Origin of the sequence: Ruegeria sp. THAF57 (assembly GCF_903914075.1) — a bacterium.
Lineage (GTDB): Bacteria > Pseudomonadota > Alphaproteobacteria > Rhodobacterales > Rhodobacteraceae > Ruegeria.
Map to the genome: position 1 here is coordinate 427,235 of NZ_CAIWNQ010000003.1, position 22,501 is coordinate 449,735.

Sequence of the window (22,501 nt, forward strand, 5' to 3'; positions counted from 1 at the left end):
TCAGGGGCGCATACGTAAAGTTTATTTGAGCGCTCAAATAAATTTCTACCTATTGACGCATCTTTTTTGCGCGCTGTAGATGACTGCATTCGTAGGAGGAGCGGCAATTGGTCGAGGCAGAGCGTAAACGACCCCGCAAAGAGCGGAAGGAGAACGCAGACCGTCGTCGCCGGCAGCTGCTCGACGCGGCTTGCCGTTCTATTTTGGCGCATGGGCTAGCAAAAACGACGCTTGCAACGGTCGCGTCTGAGGCTGAGCTGTCTCAGGGTGTTGCGGCGTTTTACTTCAAGTCAAAGCTTGGCCTTCTTACCGAAACCTTGCGTGATCTGTATCAACGCTACGAAGACCATTGGTCAGCTGCCTTAGGGCGAGCCGGAAACGAGCCGGTCGACAAGATAAGGGCTTTGATTAAAGCTGACTTCCATCTTGATGCATGTGGTCCGGATGTCTTGCCGCTATGGTATGCATTTTGGGGCGAACTTCGATTTCAACTGCAATATGATGAAGTTGCCGGGCATTTCGAAACACGCCGGCGAGAGACTTTGCGAGAAATCTGGAATGAATTGCTGTCCGAAGATGACGTTGCTTCACCTGATCAAATGGCCGAATGGATGGAGACATTAACTGATGGCTACTGGCAACGACTGCATCTTGCTCCGGAAGGCCTGAGCCGAAAGCAGGCAGAACAGGCTGCCTGGGGATGCCTTGTTCGCTTGGTTCCGGAATTACTTGGGGATACGGCTTAGTCAAATTCGACTGAAAGGCCCATCAATATGACGCGCGTGCGGGTATCGCAGCAACCTCTGCCATCTTGGGGCACCATCTTGAGTGAGGCGCGCTACTTAGCGCGGCTTGCTCTACCAATAGTTATTTCTCTTGCTGCAGCTGCTTTGATTGGCGTCGTTGACACCATTATGGTGGCCCCATTGGGAACGCTTCCGCTGGCGGCGGTCTCAATCACAGCTTCAGTACTGATCATCTTCTATTCGGCGCTTTACGGATTTGTATCCGCTATTGGTGTGCGGATGGCTGAAGCCTTCGGGAAAACGAGCGAACGAGGGCTGGCAACAGCAACAAGCGCCGGAATATTTGTTTCCTTGATCGTTGGCGCCGTTGGCGCCGTTGTAATGATCTGCCTTAAACCCGGCCTTTCTTGGATTGGACAACCGCCTGAGGTGATCAGCCTAATTGGCGGCTACTGGATCGCGATGAGCCTTCTGTTGGTGCCCTTTACGATTTTCTATGCGCTCAAGGCTCTCTTTGACGCCATGAACCGCCCATGGATCGGCGTTGGCCTTGCATTCCTCGCGGTCGGTTTCAACATCCCTTCGAACTATGTTCTGATCCACGGAGTGGGTGGTTGGCCGGGGCTGGGTCTCGTCGGTGCCGGGATTGCTAGCCTGTTGTCTCAGATAGTGCCGTTGCTTATGGCCTTCGTGATTTTACGAGCATGGAAAAGAAAGAGAGGCCTTCTGAGAGCCGCGAGTTTCGATTGGCCAGAGGTCAAAGCGCAACTCAAAGAAGGATTCATTATTTCCGTTGGTTATCTGGGGGAGGGGGCCGCTTATGCAGTTGCCGGTCTGATGCTTGGTTGGTTCAGCGCTGCCGCGCTCGCCGCGCATCAAATCGTTTCCGCGGTCAGCGACGTCATCTACATGGTTCCTCTGGGCGTTTCGATTGCGATTTCGATACGTGTAGCTCAGGCTATTGGTGCGGATGAGCAAGAAAGACTCAAGCCGATCGTGTTGGCGTCGTTGTTGGTCGTCGTGGGTTGGATGGCTGTTGTCGTCAGTGGAATTTTGATTGGCCGTGCTCCTTTGGCCAATAGCCTTTCAGATGATCCTCAGGTTGTTTCTCTTGCGATATCGATGTTCCTTGTGATTGCGGCAATGCAGATTGCAGATGGAGTGCAGGGGACAATGTTGGGCGCTTTTCGGGGCATGATGGACAATCATGTTCCCGTTGCAATTACCCTGATTGCCTATTGGGTCTTTGCATTGCCACTTGGATATGCGCTGGGCTTTTGGTTTGGGTTCGGCCCCAACGGGGTTTGGATTGGGTACGGCACAGGTCTTTCGATAGCCGCGATCGCGTTGACCTATCGCTTCTTCCACAAAAACCGCTAGGCCACGCTGATTGTAAGCGCATCAAAAGCCCAGCTTATCCAAAAGTTTTAGACGCAGGATTTCTGCTTCGACAAGTGTTTCTCTCGCGAACGAGAAAGGCAGCGGTTTGAGGGGGGTGACCGGAAACTCCAGCTCTTCTGTTTTGGTTCCGGTAGCCCATTTAGCAAGGACTCGCCCCATTGCCGTGGCGATGGCTACGCCGCGCCCATTGTATCCTAAGCCGGTCATAATTCCCGGCGTGAGTTCATGCAGATGTGGGTAGTGATCTCTTGTTAGTGCGACAAAGCCACCCCATTCATATTCCCACTGAACTCCAGACAGTTGGGGGAAAAGTTCAACAGAAATGCGTTTCAATCGCTTAATTTGTTTGAGAGTGGAATTGTCATTGTAGGTCCCGCGCCCACCCATCAGAAAGCGACCCTCTGCGTCTTGTCTGAAGTACAGAAGCAGGCGTCGCGCGTCTGACAAAGCGTTGCCTTCCGGCAGAATTGTCCGGCGGAGATTGTCAGAAAGAGGCGACGAGGCAACCTGAACTGAACGAACGGGTAAAACTGACTGAGCCAACCGCGGATGCAGATCTCCGGAATAGGCGTTCGTGCAAATCAAAACCTTTTCTGAGATGACAGCTCCTTTGGGAGTTTCGACGCGAAAGCGGCCGGCCTCTGATTCAATCTGATTGGCAGGCGTTTCGCCGAAGACTTGCACGCCATTGCGGTGACCTGCTTCGGCCAGTCCAAGCGCATAATTCAGCGGGTGCAAAACACCACCACGGCGATCCAGAACGCCACCAAGGTAGGCTTCGGTCCCGGTTAGTCGCTGCATTTCGCTTTGATCAAGCTGTCTCATGCCCCCGCCGTGGTTGTCCCAATCCTCGGCTAGTTTGTGCAATTCCCTGAGTGTTTTGTGAGTATGAGCGGCACGCAGCCAGCCAGGGCGCTTTGCATCGCACTTAATGTCGTGCCGGTCGATTAAGTCGAACACAAGGTCGCCAGCGTCACCGGCCATTTGGATCATTCTGGTTCCCCAGAAATCTCCAAACTTTGCTTTGATGCCCGTTGGTCCGTCCTTTAGACCCACGTTGATTTGGCCGCCATTGCGTCCTGACGCGCCCCATCCTGGATGCTGCGCATCCACCAGAATAACGTTAACGCCTTGCTCGGCTAAATGAATCGCTGCTGAAAGCCCGGTGAACCCCGCGCCAATCACAGTCACGTCCGATTTCTGTTCGCCAACGAGTTGGGGGTACTCGGTCGGATAAGCTGCAGTTGCTGACCACAGGCTGTTTGCGATGACGGGATTTTCGTTGCGGATCATCTATGGGCCTCGCGCTTGCCTTGCGGGGGGAATTGCATAAGTTTGGCTGACGATACTTTGCCGGAAAGTTTGTGACGAATGCCAAGACTGTTGAACCAATTTGACTTGAAGCCAACCGTCGAACTCGATGCATTCGAGCAGGCTTGGAACGCGTTTGTGGAACATTTGGTCACGACAGGTCTAGCCACGAACGGGACGCCTTTGTGTAAACGCAATCCCGCAAGTGGCTACGATACCGACGAGCAGCGTGATCAATCGCTTATGGCAGTTATCGAGTTTAGGGATCAATTGCAGGCCGATGCAGCCTGGGTGGCCATTGAGGATCGCATTGAGCCTCTGGGGGCTTTGCATCGCAGGGTTATTTCTATGGTAAACGACCCGCTTTTCACGTTTTGGTCGGAACTTTAGATCGACGATTGCGAACATGCGGACTGTTTTCACATCACTTTCTCTTCATCATTGAATGATCATTCAATCAATGACATATTTCCTTTAGATGTCAAATTCTCACTCGCTGGATGAGAGTGGCTGTGGGGGCAGGCAAGACCGATGAATTGCTTTAGTAGATGGGATGCATTCGGGTGAGACAATCGCCAATCGAAAAAACAAACCCCGAGGGGCGGCGGCGTACCGAGTCCAAAGAGGTGAGGCGTCAACAACTCATCGACGCTACAATCGACTCAATTGCTCAGAACGGAATTGGCGGAACGACCATGTCCACCGTGACCGAGATTGCAGGTTTGTCGCTCGGCATCGTCAACTTCCACTTCAAAAGCAAACAAAAATTGCTGGAAGAAACGCTGCTGTTTCTCGCCAACGAACACCACGAACAGTGGTTGGAAGCCTTCGATAATGCAGGCTTGTCAGCGCCAGAAAAGCTGTTGGCTATCGTCGATGCGCATTTTCACCCCCATATTTGCACTCCAAAGAAACTGGCCGTTTGGTTTGCTTTTTTTGGAGAGGCAGGGCGGCGCCAAGTCTACCGCAATCTTATCAATGGTATCGATCAAGAGCGGTACAATATCGCGCTGCGCCTGTGTTCCGAAATTTCTGAGGACGGTGGGTGCGACGACATTCCGCCAACGCAAGTCGCCAACATTTTGGAGGCTCTTTACGACGGAATCTGGTTGGAGCTTTTGACTTATCCCGAGAATTTTCAACGTTCTGTTGCCCGGGATCACATCTCCGCCTTCCTTTCCAAGGTCTATCCGGACCACTTTCAAATGCCCGCATTCAACAACAGTGATTGAAACAAAGCGGCCCTAAAACCGGAATCTCCAGACAAAATCAGCCAGCGCATGACGCAGCTAACTAAGGGTAAAAATATGGGTAGGGACTCTCGCTACGACATCCTTTTCGAACCAGTCCAAATCGGGCCAGTTACTGCACCAAACCGGTTTTATCAGGTGCCGCACTGTACTGGAATGGGTTGGCAATACCCGCGTACACTTGCCGAGATGCGCAAAGTGAAAGCGCAAGGCGGATGGGGTGTCATATGTACGGAATACAACTCAATCCATCCTTCTTCTGATGACCTACCGCACCCTTATGCGTCGCTTTGGGATGACAGTGATGTTCGGGCGCACGCCCTGATGACAGACGCGGTGCACGAATACGGCAGCCTAGCAGGGGCTGAGCTTTGGTACGGAGGCGCCAACTCAAACAACTTGTTTTCCCGGTTGCCGAGCATGGATGTCGACAGTCGCCCAAATACGAAAGGACACCCTTTTCAGACACGCGCAATGGACAAACAGGACATCCGGGATTTACGCCGCTGGCATAGAAAGGCGGCTTTGAGGGCGCGAGATGCGGGATTTGATGTTGTCTATGTTTACGCAACGCACGGATACCTGATCTCGAATTTTCTGCACCCGCGAGTGAACACGCGCAGTGACGAATATGGTGGCAGCTTAGAAAACAGGGTGCGTTTGACTCGAGAACTGATTGAGGAAACCAAGGACGCTGTTGGCGACAGGTGCGCTGTGGCCGTTCGGTTCTCGGCAGATGAAGAGATCGGCGAGGATGGTCAGCCAATCTATGGTGAACGTCGAGAGATGTTTGAGATGCTCTCTGACCTGCCGGATTTGTGGGATATCAACATCGCAGACTACTCGGTCGAGATGGGTGTCTCCCGTTTCACCAAAGAAGCAGCACTTGAACCCTACATGCATTGGATCAAGTCGGTAACGGATAAGCCTGTCGTGACCGTTGGTCGCTTTACGTCACCGGATACCATGGTCTCGCAAGTCAGGCGGGGCATAACCGATTTCATCGGGGCTGCGCGCCCGTCGATTGCTGATCCATACCTTCCAAAGAAGATTGAGGAAGGGCGCTTGTCCGCGATCCGAGAGTGTATTGGATGCAATGTTTGTTACGCCAGTGACTCGATAGGGGTACCTATTCGATGCACTCAAAACCCAACAATGGGGGAGGAGTGGCGCAAAGGCTGGCACCCTGAAATCATTCGTAAGAAATCCTCAGATGCGCGCGTCTTGATCGTCGGGGCAGGCGCTGCGGGACTGGAAGCGGCACGGGCACTTGGCGTGCGTGGGTACGATGTCCAATTGGCAGAAGCTACGCGTGAGTTGGGTGGCAGGGTCTCGCGCGAAGCCGCTTTGCCTGGCATGAGCGAGTACATTCGCGTCAAAGACTACCGCGAGCAGCAATTGATCGAGATGCCGAACGTTGAAATCTACCGTGAAAGCCCTCTGACAGTTGACGATATCTTGGCCGTTGATGCTGACCACGTTGCGATCGCTACTGGCGCGACCTGGCGGAAGGAGTATTTTGACGAAGAGCGTTTTGTCCCGGTCGCAGAAGGAGCCGCCCTAAGCCGCGTTTTCACCCCTGATGACATTATGGATGGAAGGCTCCCCGATGGACCGACGCTCGTTTTCGATGGGGATGGCTACTACATGGCCAGCATCATCGCTGAGAAAATACGAGCTCAGGGACATGCCGTCACGCTGGTAACACCATCTGACAGTGTTTCCGACTGGGCTGGAAAAACGTCCGAACGATGGCGCATCCGAACGCATCTGCTTCGATTGGGGGTCGAGGTCCTGCCGTCAAAGTCGCTCAAGCATTTTGACGGCGAAATCGCAGAGTTGGAGTGCACCTATGGCGGGCCAGGTGTGACCGTTCCGGTTGCCAATATTGTTATGGTTACCGCTCGGAAGCCAAATGATAGCCTCTACAGCGGATTGCTAGGGCGGATAAGTTCTGAAGACTTGAAGTTTAGCCTTCGTCGCATTGGTGATTGTGACGCTCCGGCGATAATTGCGGCAGCGGTTTATTCAGGCCACCGATACGCCCAGGAATTGGGCGAAGCGGTGGATGAGGACATTCCACTTATTCATGACCGTGTGGATGTCGGGCATTAGTTCATTTGACTGTATTACGCGATCTCGATTGAACGTATTCAGTAAAACGAAGGAGAAACTATCCAGGCCAGATGGCTTAACTATCCGTCCGCTCGAATTGCAAGACAACGAACAGTGGCGCAGGCTGTGGACAGCATACTTGGGTTTCTACGAGACTGCTGTAAACGGATGCAGGTGAATACAATTGTCTGATCGCTGAGTTGGACGGAAAGCCGGTTGGATTATCGCACAATCTCTACCATCGGTTCATGTGGTCGGTCGAGGATACGTGTTATCTTATGGATCTTTTCACTGATCCGCAGGTCAGGGGAAAAGGTGTTGATCGAGCTCTGATCGAATGTGTCTTTCAACCCGCCAAGCAGGAAGGTGTTTCAACCACCTACTGGACAACTCAAGAATTCAACTACGAAGGTTGAGTTCTGTAAGCCAAAGTAGCCTATAAACGCCATTTATTGTCTGTGAAAAAATCGAATAACTGGTGCCGTCTTGCCGGAAAAACTCATCTTGAGGCGGGCAAGGGTTTAGTAGCCTCCTTCCATATAAAATTGATCCCAGAAAATTAACTCACATCTAGACCTGGGGCTACTCGATTGGCGGTGATGCTGTATATTCAGTTCCCATTTTCGCTCCCAATGGTGAAACACTTTTTGCGCGTTGAAGGATCGAAGTTAGCAAGGTTATCGTCCGGTATTGGTGGCACCGTCTCGACGCCATGTTCGCGTCAGAGGTCCGAAGAAATACTGTTCGATAATTGCGGAGGTCATATCAGTGGTTTTTTTGGTCTAACGCGGAGTTCGTTGGCCTGCTCGTAACAGGACATTGTCGGTTGCTACGGCCGTTGAAGCCCTGTCTGGCGCGTGCTGTATTGGAAAGCAGCCGCTAGGTAGCGATAGATGCTGTGTTTTTGAATGCCAATTGCCGCAAGCCGGTGAAAACTGAACGAACCGCCCCTATTTTGGATGGGTTAGATTTTCACCTGCATCTCAGGCCAGACCAACCGATCCACAGTGATATTAGGAGAGCACATGTCTGCTTTTGACCAAACCGCAACCTCCTTCACCAAAGCCTCGGATTTGTTAGTCGCAGCGCTGGAGGCTGAAGGTGTCGAATATGTTTTCGCTGTCCCCGGCGAGGAAAACCTGGATGTGTTGGAGTCTTTAAGGACGTCCAAGATTGAACTTGTTCTGACCCGTCATGAACAGGGCGCAGCGTTCATGGCCGCAACATATGGGCGATTGACGGGCAAGGCGGGGGTCTGCATGGCAACACTGGGCCCCGGCGCCACAAATTTTGCGACACCAGCCGCCTATGCGCATTTGGGCGGGATGCCACTGGTTATGATCACGGGCCAAAAGCCGATCAAAAAATCGAAGCAGGGCCAGTTTCAGATCATTGATGTGGTGGGTTTGTTCGACCCGATTTGCAAGATGTCCAAGCAGATTGTGCACGGCAACACCATCCCCTCGTTAATCCGAGAAGCGTTTCGCGTCGCGCAAGAGGAGCGTCCCGGCGCCGTTCTACTGGAACTTCCCGAGGATATAGCAGCCGAAGATACCACCGAGCCGGTCCTGCAACCTCATCCGCGCTACTACGCCGTGGCTGGTGACAGGGTTCTGAATGAGGCGGCCGAGATGATCCGCTCGGCTAGTATGCCTTTGCTTTTGTTGGGGGCGGGAGCCAACCGAAAGCATGCTCGCAGCGCTCTCAGCCAGTTTGTGAATGACACGCAGATTCCTTTCTTTGACACACAGATGGGCAAAGGCGTTGTAGACGAGCGGTCCGATCTGTTTTTAGGAACGGCGGCGTTGTCAGACGGGGACTACCTGCACTGCGCCATCGAACGGGCTGATCTGATTATCAACGTGGGTCATGATGTGGTGGAAAAACCGCCCTTCTTCATGAAGGAAGGTGGAACCAAGGTTATCCATGTGAACTACAAGGCGGCGCAAGTTGACCAAGTCTATTTCCCGCAGGTCGAGGTTGTCGGCGATCTGGCTCAATCCATCGAACGGTTGGGCGAAAAGCTTGGTGGCCCACTGGATTTTGACCGCAGCTATTTCGAGAGGGTCAAGCAGGAAACCGATATGCATATCTCGGCAGGAGCAGACGATCCACGCTTTCCGGTGATCCCACAGCGGTTTGTGGCCGATACACGCAAAGTCATGCGCGACTGCGATATCATCGCATTGGACAATGGCATCTATAAAATATGGTACGCGCGAAATTATCAGGCCTACCAGCCCAATACAGTCTTGCTGGATAACGCATTGGCCACGATGGGAGCCGGCCTTCCCTCAGCCATGATGGCGGCCAAACTCTATCCTGACAGGCGCGTCATGGCGATTTGTGGCGATGGTGGCTTTATGATGAACAGTCAGGAGGTTGAAACGGCCGTTCGCTTGGGCCTCAATCTGGTTGTAACCATTCTGAACGACAGCTCGTATGGGATGATCCGTTGGAAGCAATCTCACGCCGGGTTTGAAGATTGGGGGCTGGAGTTTAACAACCCTGATTTTGTGCAATATGCTAGAAGCTATGGCGCAACCGGTCACCGGGTGGAGCGAACCGTTGACCTGGTACCCACCTTTGATCAGGCGTTTGCAGCAGGTGGCGTACACCTGATCGATCTTCCTGTTGATTACAGTGAAAACCAACGCGTTCTGATTGACGAGCTGGCCGAAAAGGTCTGTTTGATCTGATCCGGTTTCTAAGTTTGGTCGGAGAGATTGGGCTGGAGGCGGGCAGAGTGTAAAAAACACCAGGTCGACGTGGTTTCCTGCTACGCCCACAGAAGCTTGTGTTGCGAAAAATTCGTCAATTTCCTGCGTGTTTCGGTGTTCCGGGCGGGGATGGTCACTGTTCGCATCACTGATGCCCCTCTGAAATGGTACTAACTTGCCCGCCAAGTGTTTGTTCAGCCACGCCCAGCGCCTCGGACGATGTTTATGTCACGCGGCATCGCTGGCCTTTTTCGGCTGGTTGCGGTTTCTGGCCTTGAAGGCGTCGATGCTCGACCGGTCGATCCGTGTGACACGACCGGTCGAGTAGCCGGTCAAATCGCCGGAGTCGAGCGAGCGCCAGACGGTTGAGGTCGATACTTGCAACTCCCGGCAGGTTTCCTTGACCGACAGGTCCCCGAGGATTGACTTGGGGCAGGTACGGGCGGGTTCATGCCACGCTCTCCTCGTTCGGCATGAAACGCTGGCGGTCCAAATAAGCGCCCAGTGAGCTGTGGGTGATGCGCAGGCGTTGGCCAACTTTGTAAGCGTTCAGCTCTTCGGACAGAACCAGTTTCAACACCGCCGTACGCGTCACACGCAGTTCTCTCGTGGTGGCAGTCGGTGTCAGGTCTGGTTTAACGCTTTCGGGTTCCAGTAAAGGCATGGACGGCCTCCTTTCAGAGAACGTCGTAACCCACCGAAGTGGGTTGAATTGGGTTCTAGCCGGATAGCGACGTGCGACTTCTGAGCGAAGCCATCTGCGCACGGTATCAGGGTGGGGCAGCGTTTCTCCGTCCGCCCTTTCACATGTCGTTAGGATCTCAAGCGCGGCACTTTCCACGGTCATTTTCTAACCGCTGTCCAAAATGCGTAGGCCTTCGCGGATGCTCCAAGTCAATCTTCGACCACTCAGCGCCCAACGCCTCGCTGATGCGGGTGCCTGTAAAGAATTGCAAGCGCATGATGTCCCGGTCGATGTCTTGCAGTACGTCGAGGCCCCGGACCATCGTGCGCAGTTCGGACATGGACTGGCGGTAGTCTTTGATCTGCGATTTCGGTGTCTTGTCCAACTGTGGGGGTGGTACGCCTGCGGACATTATTTTCTTTTTGCTCGCCCACTTGAACATGCTTGCCATTGCCATGCGGATGTTGCGAGCCGCACCAAGTTTGTCATCTATCAGGTGGGCAAATGTCGCGTTCAGGGCCTCCACGTCAGTGCGCCTAGGCGCATGCCACCATGGATGGGCAAGACGATCTTGATGAGGATCTTCTGCGACCGCCGCCACGACATTGCGCCGCGCGTCTGCATGGTTGCTAATTAGGTCTCTGTCAGTTCGTCTAGCGTAGTTTCAGACTACTTGTCGGCGCCTTTGGTGATAGGTCGCGCCCGCGCCTCTGGTGCCTCGGCAAGGCTCATAGCGGGATAATGCCCGAGGGTGACCTGACGCTGCCGCTTGCCTTTTTGGGTGCGGTATATCCAACGCTTGCCCTGTGTGGTGACCACAAGGGTAAGACCCGCTTATTGCGCGTCCGCGAGTCGCGGTCGTCCTGATCGACTCGACTTGCAACAGATGTCAGAAAGTCAGATGTATTCTTTGGCATGGCCGTGTTCTTGAGCAGTTCGGTCGTGTTAGTCGGGGGGCTGTTGGAGCCCGCCTGCCGACCTTTAACTATCAACACAGCAGCATGCCCGCCAACCTCGCGTCACTGATGCGTCACTGTTGTAGTATGATATCAACAGGGGGTGCTGACAGAGGCAGTGAAGCGGCTTGGTGCTGCAGGCAAGCGACTGTGTATTAAGGTATTTTCTCTATGTTTGTGGGAATTCCGCTTGGGCAAGGTCTGAGAACGCCCAGTTGCGGGGTATTTGCGTTTGGCTGCTTTGGAAGTTGGGAGGGATTGTGACAAGTGCTGGAGCGAGGGGCGCTAGCCCGCCGCCATTGGCGCTTGAACCAATGGCGGCACCTCGGGATATTTTTAGCCAGATGAAGGGCGGATCGGGGAATTGCGGTTGGGGTTGGGACGTGCATGATGTTCGCAAAGCAAAGAGGGTTAAATGGCTGTGGCTGAATTTCTGGACACCGCGCAGGGGCGGCAGTTGGCGTATCACAAAAGCGAAGGGACGGGGCCGACCGTTGTGTTTCTGGGCGGACTCAAGTCAGACATGGAAGGCACTAAGGCAGTGCATCTTGAGGCCTGGGCGCAGGAGCGCGGGCAGGCGTTTTTGCGGTTCGACTATTCCGGGCACGGTGAAAGCGGGGGCGCTTTCGAAGAGGGGTGCATCGGGGATTGGCATGAGGATACAACGGCCGCGGTTGCCGAGTTAACTGAGGGGCCTTTGATTGTCGTGGGGTCTTCGATGGGCGGATGGCAGGCCTTGTTGCTGGCCAAGATGATGCCGGATCGGATTGCAGGCATGGTCACGATCGCAGCGGCGCCAGACTTTACCGAGGATGGATACTGGGCTTCGTTCACGGATGCTCAGAAACAGGCGCTGGAGGAGGTCGGGTATGTTGAGCTGCCGTCGGACTATATGGAGCCCTACATCATTACGAAACGGATGATCGAAGATGGCCGCGCCCGACTTGTCCTGCGTAGCCCGTTGGAACTGCCGTTTCCGGTGCGCTTTTTGCAGGGCACCGAGGATACTGCGGTTTCAACCGCAACTGCGGTCAGACTGCTTGAACATGCGACTGGACCCGACATGAGTTTGCTGCTTGTCAAAGATGCGGATCACCGGTTTTCGGACGGGCCGTGCCTTGGGCTGATCGAGCAGGCCGTCATAGATGTGATGAATGCATCATGATGCGGCTAATAGGTCGTCTGTGTTTGGCTCTTATCGCTGTTGGGGGCCTGATTTACTGGTTTGGCCCACGCGAAGTTGTAGACCTTCATCCTCAGTTTGATCCTCGGAAATTTGGCGAGGGCGTCCAAGTCTATTTCGAAAGCGTCGAGTCGGCTTTTGACGATATCGTCCCCGGGGTCGAAAAGCGCGTGATCTGGCAGGACGGTTTCAAAGAGCGCAGAACCCCGGTTTCCGTTCTTTATCTGCATGGGTTTTCCGCGTCGTCCGAGGAAATCCGCCCGGTGCCCGATATGGTCGCTGACGCACTGGGGGCAAATCTGGTCTATACGCGGCTGCAGGGGCACGGGCGTAGCAGCGAGGCAATGGCGGACGGAACGGCCTCGGGCTGGATGCAGGATCTGGCCGAGGGGCTGGCTGCGGCGCGTGCGGTAGGCGATCAGGTTGTCGTGATTTCGACATCGACAGGCGGGACACTAGCAGCAGCCGCTGCCATAGACGAAGACCTGAGCAGGGATCTGGCGGGTATTGTCTTTGTCTCGCCCAATTTCGGAGTGAACACACCCGGTGCCTGGATACCCGGATTACCTTGGGCGCGGGATTGGCTGCCTGTTCTGATGGGAGAGACACGGGACGTCTCTGGCCCGGATCCGGAGAAGAACCTGTATTGGTCAACGACCTATCCTTGGGAAGCGGTCGTGCCAATGACGGTGTTGGTGGATGCGGTGAATAGGCTTGATTACTCTGACGCAAAGGTCCCGGCGTTGTTTTGGTTTTCGGATGATGATCAAGTTGTAAGGCCAGATATCACGCACGAGGTTGCGGCGACGTGGGGCGCGCAATCGACAACGGAATTGGTGACAATGGGCCCCGAGGATGACCCCGCCTCGCATGTTGTCGCCGGGAGGTTGATGTCACCGGGGCAAACGGATGCGACCGTAGCGGGTATATTGAACTGGTTAGAAATTTTGGGGATCAGGTAATGCAGGGGGGCTTTGATGCGTAAACCGGCCAGCATGTGGAGCCTTGAAACCTTTGGCAGGGTGCGACTGTCCCGTCATTTCTTCATGCGTGATTTTTTGTATTCCGAGATTGGCAACTTTCACGAAAAACAGAACATTCCCGACAATCCTGATTTGGCGATCCAAACGGGGCGAGCCTTTTGCGAAACTCTTCTGGACCCGCTGGAGGAAACCTTTGGCCGGGTCGCGGTGCGGTCTGGCTATCGCTCACCTTCGTTGAACCGGTTCGGGAATGAAAACCGTCTGAACTGTGCGCGAAATGACAATCCTCTGGAATGCCATATTTGGGATCGTGGGGAAGGGGATGACCGGATCGCGGGGGCCTCGGTCGTGATCCCGTGGTTTGCTGATCAATACGAAACCGGTCGCGACTGGCGCGACCTTGCTTGGTGGATGCATGACCATCTGGATTATTCCGAAATCTGGTTTTTCCCTAAGCTCTGCGCTTTCAATCTGGTCTGGAGGCCGATCCCCCACCGCCGGATCGACAGCTATATTGCACCGCGCGGTACCTTGCTGCGCGCAGGTGCCAAGCCGACTGAGAATCTGAACACCCGAAAGGCGCGTTATGCGGATTTTCCGAAGTTCCGGGGAATAGACTATCCCTGAGTTTTTTCTTGCCGACATTAGAAAAACCTCACATCCTGCGGAAAAGTAACGCCAAGGTGGTCGAATTTAAGGAGGCCCTGCGTGATCGAACCGTTGGTTTTTCTGCCCGGGTTCATGTGCGACGCGCGGTTGTTCGGAGCTCAGATACTCTACCTGTCTTACCAACGCGCGGTGACGGTTGCTCCGGTGACGACGGGTGACCGCATCGAAGAGATTGCCTCTGGCTTGCTGGACCAACTACCGCATCGTTTCGCCCTTGGTGGGTTTAGCATGGGTGGCGTTGTCGCGTTAGAGATCGTTCGGCGTGCACCTCAGCGCGTGTCCCGTTTGTGCCTGATGTCAACGGACGCGCAGGCCGATACACCTCAGATCGCGGCAGACCGGGAAGAGCTTATCGTAGGCGCAAAGTCGGGGCGGCTTGAAGATGTCATGAATAGGCTGATTGGATCCGAGACTTTAGCACCGGGTCTGGGACGGGTTCCCGTCTTGAAAGAAGTCATGGCGATGGCAAAGGAACTAGGGGCGGACGTCTTCGAACGTCAGATGCGCGCCCTGCAACGGCGTCCAGACCAGCAAGGCGCGCTGAGGCATATCGAAGTGCCAACGCTGGTTTTATGCGGGGCGCACGATCAGCTTACACCCGTGCGTCGGCATGCGTTCATGGCGGAAATGATCCCAAATGCCGAGTTGAAGGTCATCGACGAAGCAGGGCATCTGCCCCCGCTCGAGGCCCCCGCAGCCGTGAACACGGCACTTGAATCCTGGTTGAATGCCCCGGTTCGGCTGCCCTATTTGTAATACGCTGCCCGTTCAGATTGGCTGAGGATTACAGGCGTTGCCACGGGCTGTCTGGTCTTGGGGTCGAAGAAGACAGAGTTCTTCCAGCTTCCGGACATCCGCGACTTCAGTACGCGCGAAATCAATCCAGTGACGGCAGGTCCCAGCTTTTCATGGGATTGTTTGCCGTTGCGTTGTGGAACAAACCCTCGGGTCGTGATGGGGCCCAAGCCGCTTGGGTCTGCAATTCGTTTCACGATGAACCCCGCAAAGGGGAATTTCGGCGTTCGGGTCGTAACCGCAAGTGGCGCGTTACAGCAACTTGCGTACCAGCGCAGCATACCCTTGGGGCTGAGCTGCATCAGGGCCAAGTGTTCGGCCCCGCCGTCAATCCTGATTTCTTCTGGCAGCATCTGCAGCACCTCGACGGGGCCGGGGGCCGGGTCGGGTTGCCCGAAATATAGCTGAGCCGCGCGGCAGTCATGGCAGAAACACACTGTATGCGTTGCGGATTTCGCCCCCGCAGCGGTGATCGCGCCGTGAAGCGCGCCACAATTGCAGGAAAATGCGAAATCCTCCGCCATGGAACTTGGCATGGTGATCAGGCGACTTTGTTCTTGTTCGCCGCCCGACGGCGCGGTTTACGCGTGTTGGCGTTCATGAAGTCGATGACCAGCGGGCGGATGTTGTCGCGCCAACTGCGGCCGGCAAAGATACCGTAATGTCCCGCGCCGGGTTCAACGTGGCTCGCCTTTTTCGAATCTGGTAGCCCGGTGCAAAGATCAAGCGCCGCGATGCACTGACCGGGGGCCGAGATGTCGTCATTTGCGCCCTCGACTGTTTTCACGGCGACGTCGGTGATTTTCCCGATATCAACCTTGTGGCCTGCAACGACAAACTCGTTCCGCGCAATTTCGCGGTTTTTAAAGACACGTTCGACCGTCGACAGATAGAATTCCGCGGTCATGTCCATCACCGCCAGATACTCGTCATAGAACCGGTTATGTGCGTCATGATCCGACGCCTCACCGCGCATGACGCGCTGAATCTGATCCGAAAACGCCTTGGAATGGCGATCCGCGTTCATGGACATGAATGACGCCAGTTGCAGCAGGCCGGGATAAACCATGCGGCCAACGCCTTTGTACTTGAAGCCGACGCGCTGAATCATGGTCTCTTCCAACTGGCCCATTGTCACGCGGCGGCCAAAATCGGTTACGTCAGTGGGTGTTGCGTCCGGGTCAACAGGCCCGCCGATCAGGGTCAGTGTGCTGGGCTGCGCTTTGGGCTCTACCTCCGCCAGATACGCGGTGGCGGCCAGTGTCAGCGGGGCGGGTTGGCAAACTGCAACAACATGAGTCTCTGGTCCCAGTTCTTTCATGAAATCGACAAGATAGAGGGTATAGTCCTCTACATCGAACTTTCCTTCGGACACGGGGATATCGCGCGCATTATGCCAGTCGGTGACGTAGACTTCGCAATTGACCAACAGGCTTTTGACTGTCGAGCGCAGCAGCGTTGCATAGTGGCCGGACATGGGAGCGACCACCAGAACTTTGCGCGCTTGTTCTTCGCGCCCATTCACGCGGACGTGGATCAGGTCGCCGAACGGACGCTCCAACACGGGGACGATATCGACAATATGGTCCCGGCCGTCCTCGCAGGTATAGGTGCGAATGCCCCAGTCGGGTTTGGCAATCATGCGCTGAAAGGTGCGTTCTGTCACCTCGCCCCAGGCCGCCATCATGCTGAACAGTGGATTGGGAACCATCGAAAACAGCGGGTAAGAGGCCATCGCACTGGCGGTTGCACCCATCCACTGGTTGGTGTTGCGCATGGTTTCCATCAAGTCGTAGGTCATCATGTAGCGCATAAAATGGGTCTCCTGGGTATCAGTCTGAAAGTTCGGACCATTCGCCGCTTTGCCCATGGCATTTGCGACGTTATTCTGCATAGCAGCGAGGTTAGGGGGGAATTGTTAAAATGACAACAAGTCAAGACCAGAGTCCGGAGCTAACCGAGGAACACCTTGAACGACTTAAAGAAAATATGAACAAAGTCGAAGAGCTTTCAAAGCGTCTGGTGGAAGTGATGGCCGGGAAAAAGGGTCACAACCCCGCGCTGGACGGTCCGAATCAAGAGCTTTTTGCACGAGCAGCAACGGCATATTTTTCCGAGGCGTGGCAAAATCCCGCCAAGCTGATGGAACATCAGATCGAATTCTGGGGAAAATCCGTTCTAAACTTTGCCGAAGCGCAGAAGGCCATGACGACGGGCGAAGTTGATGACAGCGATACCGCCCCCAAGGACAAGCGCTTCAGCAATCCCATGTGGGAAGCAAATCCCTATTTCCGCTTTATTCGCCAGCAGTATCAAACCAATGCCGAGGTCATCACACAGGCCGTCGCATCGGTTGAAGACATGGACGAGAAGGACAAAAAGCGCCTGCGGTATTTCTCGCAACAGATCATCGACATGATGTCTCCGACCAATTTTCTGGCAACCAATCCCGATGCTTTGGAAAAGGCGGTCGAAACTGAGGGGCAATCGCTGATCAAGGGGCTGGAAAACCTGGTTGCCGATCTTGAAGCCAACGATGGTGAAATGGTTGTCAGGTTGGCGGATGAGAGCGCCTTCGAAGTGGGCGGCAACATCGCTACAACGCCGGGTGAGGTTGTGTATCGCAACCGGCTAATGGAATTGATCCAATACAAGCCTGAAACCGAGACAGTTTGCGAAACGCCGCTTGTTCTGTTCCCGCCCTGGATCAACAAATTCTACATTCTGGATCTCAAGGCACAGAACAGCCTGATCAAATGGGTGACTGAGCAGGGATATACCTTGTTTGTCGTAAGCTGGGTCAATGCAAATGAGTCCCACGCCGATATCGGTATGGGGGATTACGTCGAAGAAGGGTTCCTGACCGCGATCGAACAGGTCAAGTCGATCTGCAAGGTCAAGCAAGTGAACGCTGTAGGTTACTGTATCGCGGGAACCACGCTTAGCCTGACCCTGTCCCTTCTCAAGCAGCGGGGGGACAAGTCGATCAAGTCCGCCACGTTCTTTACCGCTCTTACGGATTTCGGCGATCAGGGAGAGTTCACGCCCTTTCTGCAAAACGACTTCGTGGACGGAATCGAAGATCAGATTTCCAAGGATGGAATTCTGAAAGCCTGGGTGGTTGGACGAACGATGTCGTTTCTGCGCTCGAATGATCTGATCTATGGGCCTGCGATCCGCAGCTATATGATGGGCGAGACACCACCCGCATTCGACCTACTGTTCTGGAACGGAGATGGTGCGAATTTGCCCGGTCGTATGGCTGTGGAGTATCTGCGCGGCCTGTGCCAGAGCAACGACTTCGTCAACGACGGGTTCGAGTTGCTGGGGCATAAACTGCATGTCCGTGATGTCGACGTTCCGTTGATGGCCATCACCTGCGAAACGGACCACATCGCAGCATGGAAGGATTGCTATCGCGGCGTGCAGCAGATGGGATCGAAGTCAAAGACGTTCATCGTGTCAGAATCCGGCCATATCGCGGGGATCGTGAACCCGCCCAGCAAAAAGAAATATGGCCATTACACCAACACCAATTTGAAAGCGGATGCAGAGACTTGGATGAAAGAGGCCGAGTACCATCAGGGATCGTGGTGGCCCCGCTGGGAGGCCTGGCTAAAAAAGCGGTCAGGCAAACAGGTTCAGGCGCGTACACCGGGCGATTCGGATCATCCGCCACTGGCGCCCGCGCCCGGAACGTATGTTTTGGTTAAGTCAACAAATTGATTTTGTGTGGCTTTTTATTTTTCGCTGCGACGCAGCAATAAATTTCTTGCAATGCTGCAATGCAGCAACCATATTGTCTTCAAGCTGATGAAAACCGGGGTGGGCCCGGTTCGGCAAAAGGATTAGGACAATGGCAAAGACTCAAGACTTTACCGCGACCCTGAAAGACATGATGGGCGCGTTCCCTGTTGACACCACCGCTCTGGAAGGTGCCTTCAAGTCGACCGCAAGCCTGAATGAAAAGCTGTCGGGTGTTGCGCTGGACGCCGCTGAAAAGTCGGCTGAAATCTCGAACAAATGGACCAAAGACACTCTGGCCAAACTGACCGAGATGTCGAAAGCAAAAGCAGAACCTGCTGAATACGCAAAAGCTGCGACTGATTTCGCAAGCGCGTCGGCTGAAGTTGCTGCAGAAAATCTGGCGGCCTTCGCCGAAATCGCGAAAAAAGTTCAGACCGAAACTGTTGAGCTGCTGATGGCTGCTGGCAAAGAAGCTGCGGAAGACGCAACTGCTGCTGTCAAGAAAGCAACCAACGACGTGACAGCCGCTGCCAAGAAAGCAACTGCTGCCAAGTAAAGAGAATGCCGCGAGGCGCACCCATTCCTCCCAACCGGTGCAATCGCGCAGGGCAGGTCGAAAGACCTGCCCTTTCTTTTTGTGCTGCAGTCGCATAACCTCTGCTGCAACGCATCATCCTTGGGGAGGGAAACCGGTGGCAGACCAGGAAAAACCGTTACTAATCAAACGATATGCCAGTCGTCGGCTGTATAACACCGAGACCAGCGATTACGTCACGCTCGAGGATATCGCGGCATTTATTCGTGACGGGCGGGAAGTGCAGATTATCGACCTGAAAACCGGGGATGATCTGACGCGGCAATATCTGCTTCAAATCATTGCCGAACATGAAAGCCGGGGCGAAAATGTGCTGCCTGTGAATGTGCTGAATGATCTTGTGCGCAGTTATATGTTGCCGGGCGGAGGTATGATGCCTCAGTTCCTGCAAAGCTCGTTCGAGATGCTGCGCGAAAGCCAAAGCAAGATGATGGAAAACATGAGCGCAATGAACCCGATGTCTCAGATGCCGGGGTTCGAGGCGATGCAGGCGCAGCAACAGGCATTTCTTAAAGCGATGACCGGTGGTTTGTCCGGCGGTTGGTCCGGTCCGGACAAGGAAGACGGAGGTAAGTCCGAGCCGAAAGAGGATCTGGACGATATCAAAAAGCAGCTTGCCGAATTGCAGCAGAAACTGTCCAAGCTGAACTGATCTAGCCCTTTAAAACGAAAAAAGCCCGCCTTTGGCGGGCTTTTTTGTGATGGGCTGTAGGTCAGGTGCCGAAGGCCATCGCTGGTGCAGTAACCTCGCCGACGGATGCCAGCAAAATATCGGCGATTACGTCCAATTCCTCGCGGGTCAGGCGCACAGGCAGGCGAACGTCGCAAGCCTTCATCAACATCGCTCGGGTTTGGGGCAGTTCGACCTGCTCAGGCAGGAATTGCCAGTTCCAAAAGGCGCGGGCATTGTCTTCGCTCAGGCCAAAAACCTGCACTTTGACACCGCGCGCCTCGGATGCCGCCGCAAAAGCGCGGATGTCATCATCGCTGAGGCCGACCAGGTTAAACTGGATCGAGTCCGGGGCCCGGCGTTCAGGCGACAGCGGGGCGGGCACGTCGATATTCGGCGACGTGTTCAGGCGATCCGCGACATAGTCGTGATTGGACAGACCGTCGCGCACGCGACGCGGCAGTTCAGGGATCTGTGGTCGGATCACGGCGGCGCTGAGGTTGCTCATCCGCAGATTATACAGCGGTAGCTGGTTCTGCCAGCGGGCAAAGGCCTGCTCCAACTCGGGCGAGTTGTCTCCGTGTGGGCCTTTGTGTTTTTTCCAGTTGTGCTCATAAGCGCCCGACATGATGACGGCGCGTGCCACCAAATCCGCGTCATCGGTGATCAGAATGCCGCCTTCGCCTGCGTTGATCATCTTATAGGACTGAAACGAGAAACAGCCGACTTTACCGATCGTGCCAATATTGCGCCCGTGCCACGTGGTGCCCAGCGAATGGGCTGCGTCTTCGATTACGGGAATGTCGCGGGCATCACACAACGCCATGATTGCATCCATGTCAGACGTGTGTCCGCGCATATGGCTGATGATCACAGCCTGAACATCGTCCAGTTTGGTGGCAAAATCTGCCATGTCGATGCGGTAATTTTCAGCAACTTCGCACAGTACCGGAATGCAATCTGCGTGAACGACCGAGGACGGAACAGCCGCAAAGGTAAAGCCGGGGATCAGGACACGTGCGTCGCGCGGCAGGCCCAAGGCTTTGAGCGACAGGAACAGCGCAGCCGAGCAGGACGAAACCGCTAGAGCGTACTTGGTTCCTAGCAACTCGGCGAATTCCGCCTCAAGCAATGCAACTGGCGCGTCTTGTGGCGCGGTATAGCGAAACAGGTCGCCCGACTGCATCAAGGCGTCGATGGCTTCGCGGGCGGCTGCGGGGATGGGTTCGGCGTCATGAACGTTTGGAGGAAGCGTCATATTTGGTTTTCCCGAATTCTATCTTTAGGAAAGATAAAGCTAATCCTCGGTCAATCCAAGTCTTCATTCGCCCTTACGGCGAAATTTCACCAATCTGTCGTGAATCAAAGGCCCAGCCGGTCCCGCAGCGCAAACCATGTCATCGCCAGCACCAGCAGGGGGCTGCGTAGGGTGGCGCCCCCTGGGAAGGGTAGGGTTGGGACGCGGGCCATCGTGTCGAACCCTTCGGCCTGCCCTTGAATGGCCAGCGCCATCAACTGCCCTGCATGGGTCGCAGTTCCAACGCCGTGACCAGAGTAGCCCGAAGCTGACAGGATATTGGGCGCAACCCGTGTCAGATAGGGCATCCGCCGCATGGTGATCGCTAGCGTACCGCCCCAGGCGTAGTCGATCTTCACATCGCGCAGATGCGGAAAAATCTCGACCATCGGTTTGCGCACTTTGGCGGCGATGTCCGCAGGGAAGCTATAACCATAGCTCTCGCCGCCGCCAAACAGCAGCCGGTTATCGGCGCTAAGGCGGAAGTAGTTCACCACGAATTTCGTATCGGCCACGGCTACGTCGCGCGTCAGCACACGAGCGGCGTCAGTGCCCAATGGTTCGGTCGCCGCGATGAAATTGTTGATCGGCATGACCCGCGCCGCGACCTTGCCGTTCAGCCCACCCAAATAGCCGTTGCAGGCCAGAATGACGTGATCGGCAGTGACCTTGCCCTGTGCGGCGTGAACGACGGCGGGTGCGGTTTCCTCGATCCCCGTCACCTCGGTGCTTTCATAAATCCGCACGCCCGCCTTGGCTGCGGCCTGCGCCAGACCCAAAGCATAGTTCAGCGGGTGCAGATGGGCGGCCCCCATATCCAGATAGCCGCCGCGATAGGCAGGCGAGGGGCATAGGCCATGGCCCGCGCCTTCGTCCAGCAGCTCCATCTGGTCATAGCCATAACGGTCGGACAGATGCGCCGCATGGTCGTGCAGCTCCTGCTGTTCGCCGGTGCTGAGGCCCAGAACGGCGACACCCGGTTTCAGATCACAGTCGATCTGGTGCTTGGCGATCAGCGATTTGACCAGAGCCTTTGCGTCTTCGGCCAGATCCCACAGCTTTGCCGCGTCGTCATCGCCGACCAGCCGCTCAAGGTCCTCCTGATCCATCCGCTGCGCACTGCCCAATTGGCCGCCATTGCGGCCCGACGCGCCGAAGCCCACGCAATGCGCCTCAAGCAGCACCACGCTGAATCCGGCTTCGGCCAGATGCAGCGCAGCGGACAAACCGGTGTACCCGCCGCCGACCACGCAGACATCCGCCTTTTCATCGCCCGCCAGAACAGGAAAGCGGTCGATCGGATTGGCCGTGGCCGCGTACCAACTGGCCGGATACTCGGCCTTGCGGTCGTTGGAATAAAGCAGGTTCATCGCCATGC

23 protein-coding genes are annotated in these 22,501 nt (G+C 55.1%); 14 read left to right on the forward strand and 9 right to left on the reverse strand.

All coding sequences use genetic code 11. The features are described 5' to 3' along the window. Positions 1-107: 107 nt before the first annotated feature. Together RUESEDTHA_RS10010 and RUESEDTHA_RS10015 are read left to right on the forward strand one after the other, a co-directional pair. Complete coding sequence (locus RUESEDTHA_RS10010; protein WP_180886598.1) at positions 108-746, forward strand: TetR family transcriptional regulator C-terminal domain-containing protein; 639 nt, start codon at positions 108-110, stop codon at positions 744-746. Between the two features lie 27 nt (positions 747-773). Next, positions 774-2,126 carry an MATE family efflux transporter gene (locus RUESEDTHA_RS10015; RefSeq protein WP_180886599.1) on the forward strand — a complete coding sequence of 451 codons (1,353 nt, stop codon included), beginning with the start codon at positions 774-776 and terminating at the stop codon, positions 2,124-2,126. A 21-nt stretch (positions 2,127-2,147) separates the two neighbouring features. Here RUESEDTHA_RS10015 and RUESEDTHA_RS10020 read toward each other — a convergent pair whose 3' ends face one another. Further along, entirely contained in the window at positions 2,148-3,440 is a 1,293-nt protein-coding gene (locus RUESEDTHA_RS10020) for an FAD-binding oxidoreductase (protein ID WP_180886600.1), read from the reverse strand. 90 nt (positions 3,441-3,530) lie between these two features. On the opposite strand from RUESEDTHA_RS10020, the gene RUESEDTHA_RS10025 reads away from it, so the two are divergent. The 5 genes from RUESEDTHA_RS10025 (at position 3,531) to RUESEDTHA_RS10045 (ending at position 9,522) form a co-directional block, all read left to right on the forward strand. Then, complete coding sequence (locus RUESEDTHA_RS10025) at positions 3,531-3,848, forward strand: DUF6614 family protein (protein ID WP_219635845.1); 318 nt, start codon at positions 3,531-3,533, stop codon at positions 3,846-3,848. Between the two features lie 173 nt (positions 3,849-4,021). Then, positions 4,022-4,690, forward strand: a complete 669-nt coding sequence (locus RUESEDTHA_RS10030) for a TetR family transcriptional regulator C-terminal domain-containing protein (RefSeq protein WP_255431675.1) — start codon at positions 4,022-4,024, stop codon at positions 4,688-4,690. Between the two features lie 75 nt (positions 4,691-4,765). Then, positions 4,766-6,823, forward strand: coding sequence for an FAD-dependent oxidoreductase (locus RUESEDTHA_RS10035; protein ID WP_180886603.1), 2,058 nt, complete (start codon positions 4,766-4,768; stop codon positions 6,821-6,823). A 200-nt stretch (positions 6,824-7,023) separates the two neighbouring features. Continuing rightward, entirely contained in the window at positions 7,024-7,239 is a 216-nt protein-coding gene (locus RUESEDTHA_RS21030; protein WP_219635847.1) for a GNAT family N-acetyltransferase, read from the forward strand. A gap of 609 nt (positions 7,240-7,848) precedes the next feature. After that, positions 7,849-9,522, forward strand: a complete 1,674-nt coding sequence (locus RUESEDTHA_RS10045; RefSeq protein WP_180886604.1) for an acetolactate synthase large subunit — start codon at positions 7,849-7,851, stop codon at positions 9,520-9,522. A 249-nt stretch (positions 9,523-9,771) separates the two neighbouring features. Here RUESEDTHA_RS10045 and RUESEDTHA_RS20865 read toward each other — a convergent pair whose 3' ends face one another. The 4 genes from RUESEDTHA_RS20865 to RUESEDTHA_RS21035 form a co-directional block, all read right to left on the reverse strand. Then, complete coding sequence (locus tag RUESEDTHA_RS20865; protein ID WP_255431677.1) at positions 9,772-10,080, reverse strand: helix-turn-helix domain-containing protein; 309 nt, start codon at positions 10,078-10,080, stop codon at positions 9,772-9,774. Further along, positions 9,992-10,207 carry a helix-turn-helix domain-containing protein gene (locus tag RUESEDTHA_RS10055; RefSeq protein ID WP_180886606.1) on the reverse strand — a complete coding sequence of 72 codons (216 nt, stop codon included), beginning with the start codon at positions 10,205-10,207 and terminating at the stop codon, positions 9,992-9,994. Before RUESEDTHA_RS10055 ends, RUESEDTHA_RS20865 begins: the two co-directional genes overlap by 89 nt. A 157-nt stretch (positions 10,208-10,364) precedes the next feature. After that, complete coding sequence (locus tag RUESEDTHA_RS10060) at positions 10,365-10,754, reverse strand: hypothetical protein (RefSeq protein WP_180886607.1); 390 nt, start codon at positions 10,752-10,754, stop codon at positions 10,365-10,367. Positions 10,755-10,897: 143 nt separating this feature from the next. Continuing rightward, positions 10,898-11,047, reverse strand: a complete 150-nt coding sequence (locus tag RUESEDTHA_RS21035) for an Arm DNA-binding domain-containing protein (RefSeq protein ID WP_180886608.1) — start codon at positions 11,045-11,047, stop codon at positions 10,898-10,900. A gap of 552 nt (positions 11,048-11,599) precedes the next feature. Between RUESEDTHA_RS21035 and RUESEDTHA_RS10070 the strand changes: the two genes are divergently transcribed. The 4 genes from RUESEDTHA_RS10070 to RUESEDTHA_RS10085 all read left to right on the forward strand — a co-directional run bounded on the left by RUESEDTHA_RS10070 (position 11,600) and on the right by RUESEDTHA_RS10085 (position 14,775). After that, on the forward strand, positions 11,600-12,349 hold the full coding sequence (locus RUESEDTHA_RS10070) for a carboxylesterase (protein ID WP_180886609.1): 750 nt from the start codon (positions 11,600-11,602) through the stop codon (positions 12,347-12,349). Beyond that, positions 12,346-13,329, forward strand: coding sequence for a carboxylesterase (locus tag RUESEDTHA_RS10075; RefSeq protein ID WP_180886610.1), 984 nt, complete (start codon positions 12,346-12,348; stop codon positions 13,327-13,329). Before RUESEDTHA_RS10070 ends, RUESEDTHA_RS10075 begins: the two co-directional genes overlap by 4 nt. Before the next feature lie 33 nt (positions 13,330-13,362). After that, positions 13,363-13,977: a hypothetical protein gene (locus RUESEDTHA_RS10080; RefSeq protein WP_180886883.1), complete on the forward strand. Its 615-nt coding sequence runs from the start codon at positions 13,363-13,365 to the stop codon at positions 13,975-13,977. Between the two features lie 81 nt (positions 13,978-14,058). After that, positions 14,059-14,775 (forward strand): alpha/beta fold hydrolase, encoded by a 717-nt coding sequence (locus RUESEDTHA_RS10085; protein WP_180886611.1) that lies wholly within the window; start codon positions 14,059-14,061, stop codon positions 14,773-14,775. Here RUESEDTHA_RS10085 and RUESEDTHA_RS10090 read toward each other — a convergent pair. Both RUESEDTHA_RS10090 and phaZ read right to left on the reverse strand, forming a co-directional pair. Beyond that, entirely contained in the window at positions 14,766-15,338 is a 573-nt protein-coding gene (locus tag RUESEDTHA_RS10090; protein ID WP_255431678.1) for a DUF6151 family protein, read from the reverse strand. The genes RUESEDTHA_RS10085 and RUESEDTHA_RS10090 overlap by 10 nt on opposite strands. A 17-nt stretch (positions 15,339-15,355) precedes the next feature. Continuing rightward, entirely contained in the window at positions 15,356-16,627 is a 1,272-nt protein-coding gene (gene phaZ / locus RUESEDTHA_RS10095) for a polyhydroxyalkanoate depolymerase (protein WP_180886613.1), read from the reverse strand. A 110-nt stretch (positions 16,628-16,737) separates the two neighbouring features. On the opposite strand from phaZ, the gene RUESEDTHA_RS10100 reads away from it, so the two are divergent. The 3 genes from RUESEDTHA_RS10100 to phaR all read left to right on the forward strand — a co-directional run bounded on the left by RUESEDTHA_RS10100 (position 16,738) and on the right by phaR (position 19,808). Next, positions 16,738-18,540 carry an alpha/beta hydrolase gene (locus tag RUESEDTHA_RS10100; protein ID WP_180886614.1) on the forward strand — a complete coding sequence of 601 codons (1,803 nt, stop codon included), beginning with the start codon at positions 16,738-16,740 and terminating at the stop codon, positions 18,538-18,540. A 130-nt stretch (positions 18,541-18,670) separates the two neighbouring features. Beyond that, entirely contained in the window at positions 18,671-19,117 is a 447-nt protein-coding gene (locus RUESEDTHA_RS10105; protein ID WP_171122099.1) for a phasin family protein, read from the forward strand. Positions 19,118-19,253: 136 nt separating this feature from the next. Then, positions 19,254-19,808: a polyhydroxyalkanoate synthesis repressor PhaR gene (gene phaR / locus RUESEDTHA_RS10110; protein WP_180886615.1), complete on the forward strand. Its 555-nt coding sequence runs from the start codon at positions 19,254-19,256 to the stop codon at positions 19,806-19,808. A gap of 61 nt (positions 19,809-19,869) precedes the next feature. On the opposite strand, the gene RUESEDTHA_RS10115 is transcribed toward phaR, so the two are convergent. Together RUESEDTHA_RS10115 and RUESEDTHA_RS10120 are read right to left on the reverse strand one after the other, a co-directional pair. After that, on the reverse strand, positions 19,870-21,084 hold the full coding sequence (locus RUESEDTHA_RS10115) for a DegT/DnrJ/EryC1/StrS aminotransferase family protein (protein ID WP_180886616.1): 1,215 nt from the start codon (positions 21,082-21,084) through the stop codon (positions 19,870-19,872). A 104-nt stretch (positions 21,085-21,188) separates the two neighbouring features. After that, positions 21,189-22,499 (reverse strand): FAD-binding oxidoreductase, encoded by a 1,311-nt coding sequence (locus tag RUESEDTHA_RS10120; protein ID WP_180886617.1) that lies wholly within the window; start codon positions 22,497-22,499, stop codon positions 21,189-21,191. Positions 22,500-22,501: the final 2 nt, after the last annotated feature.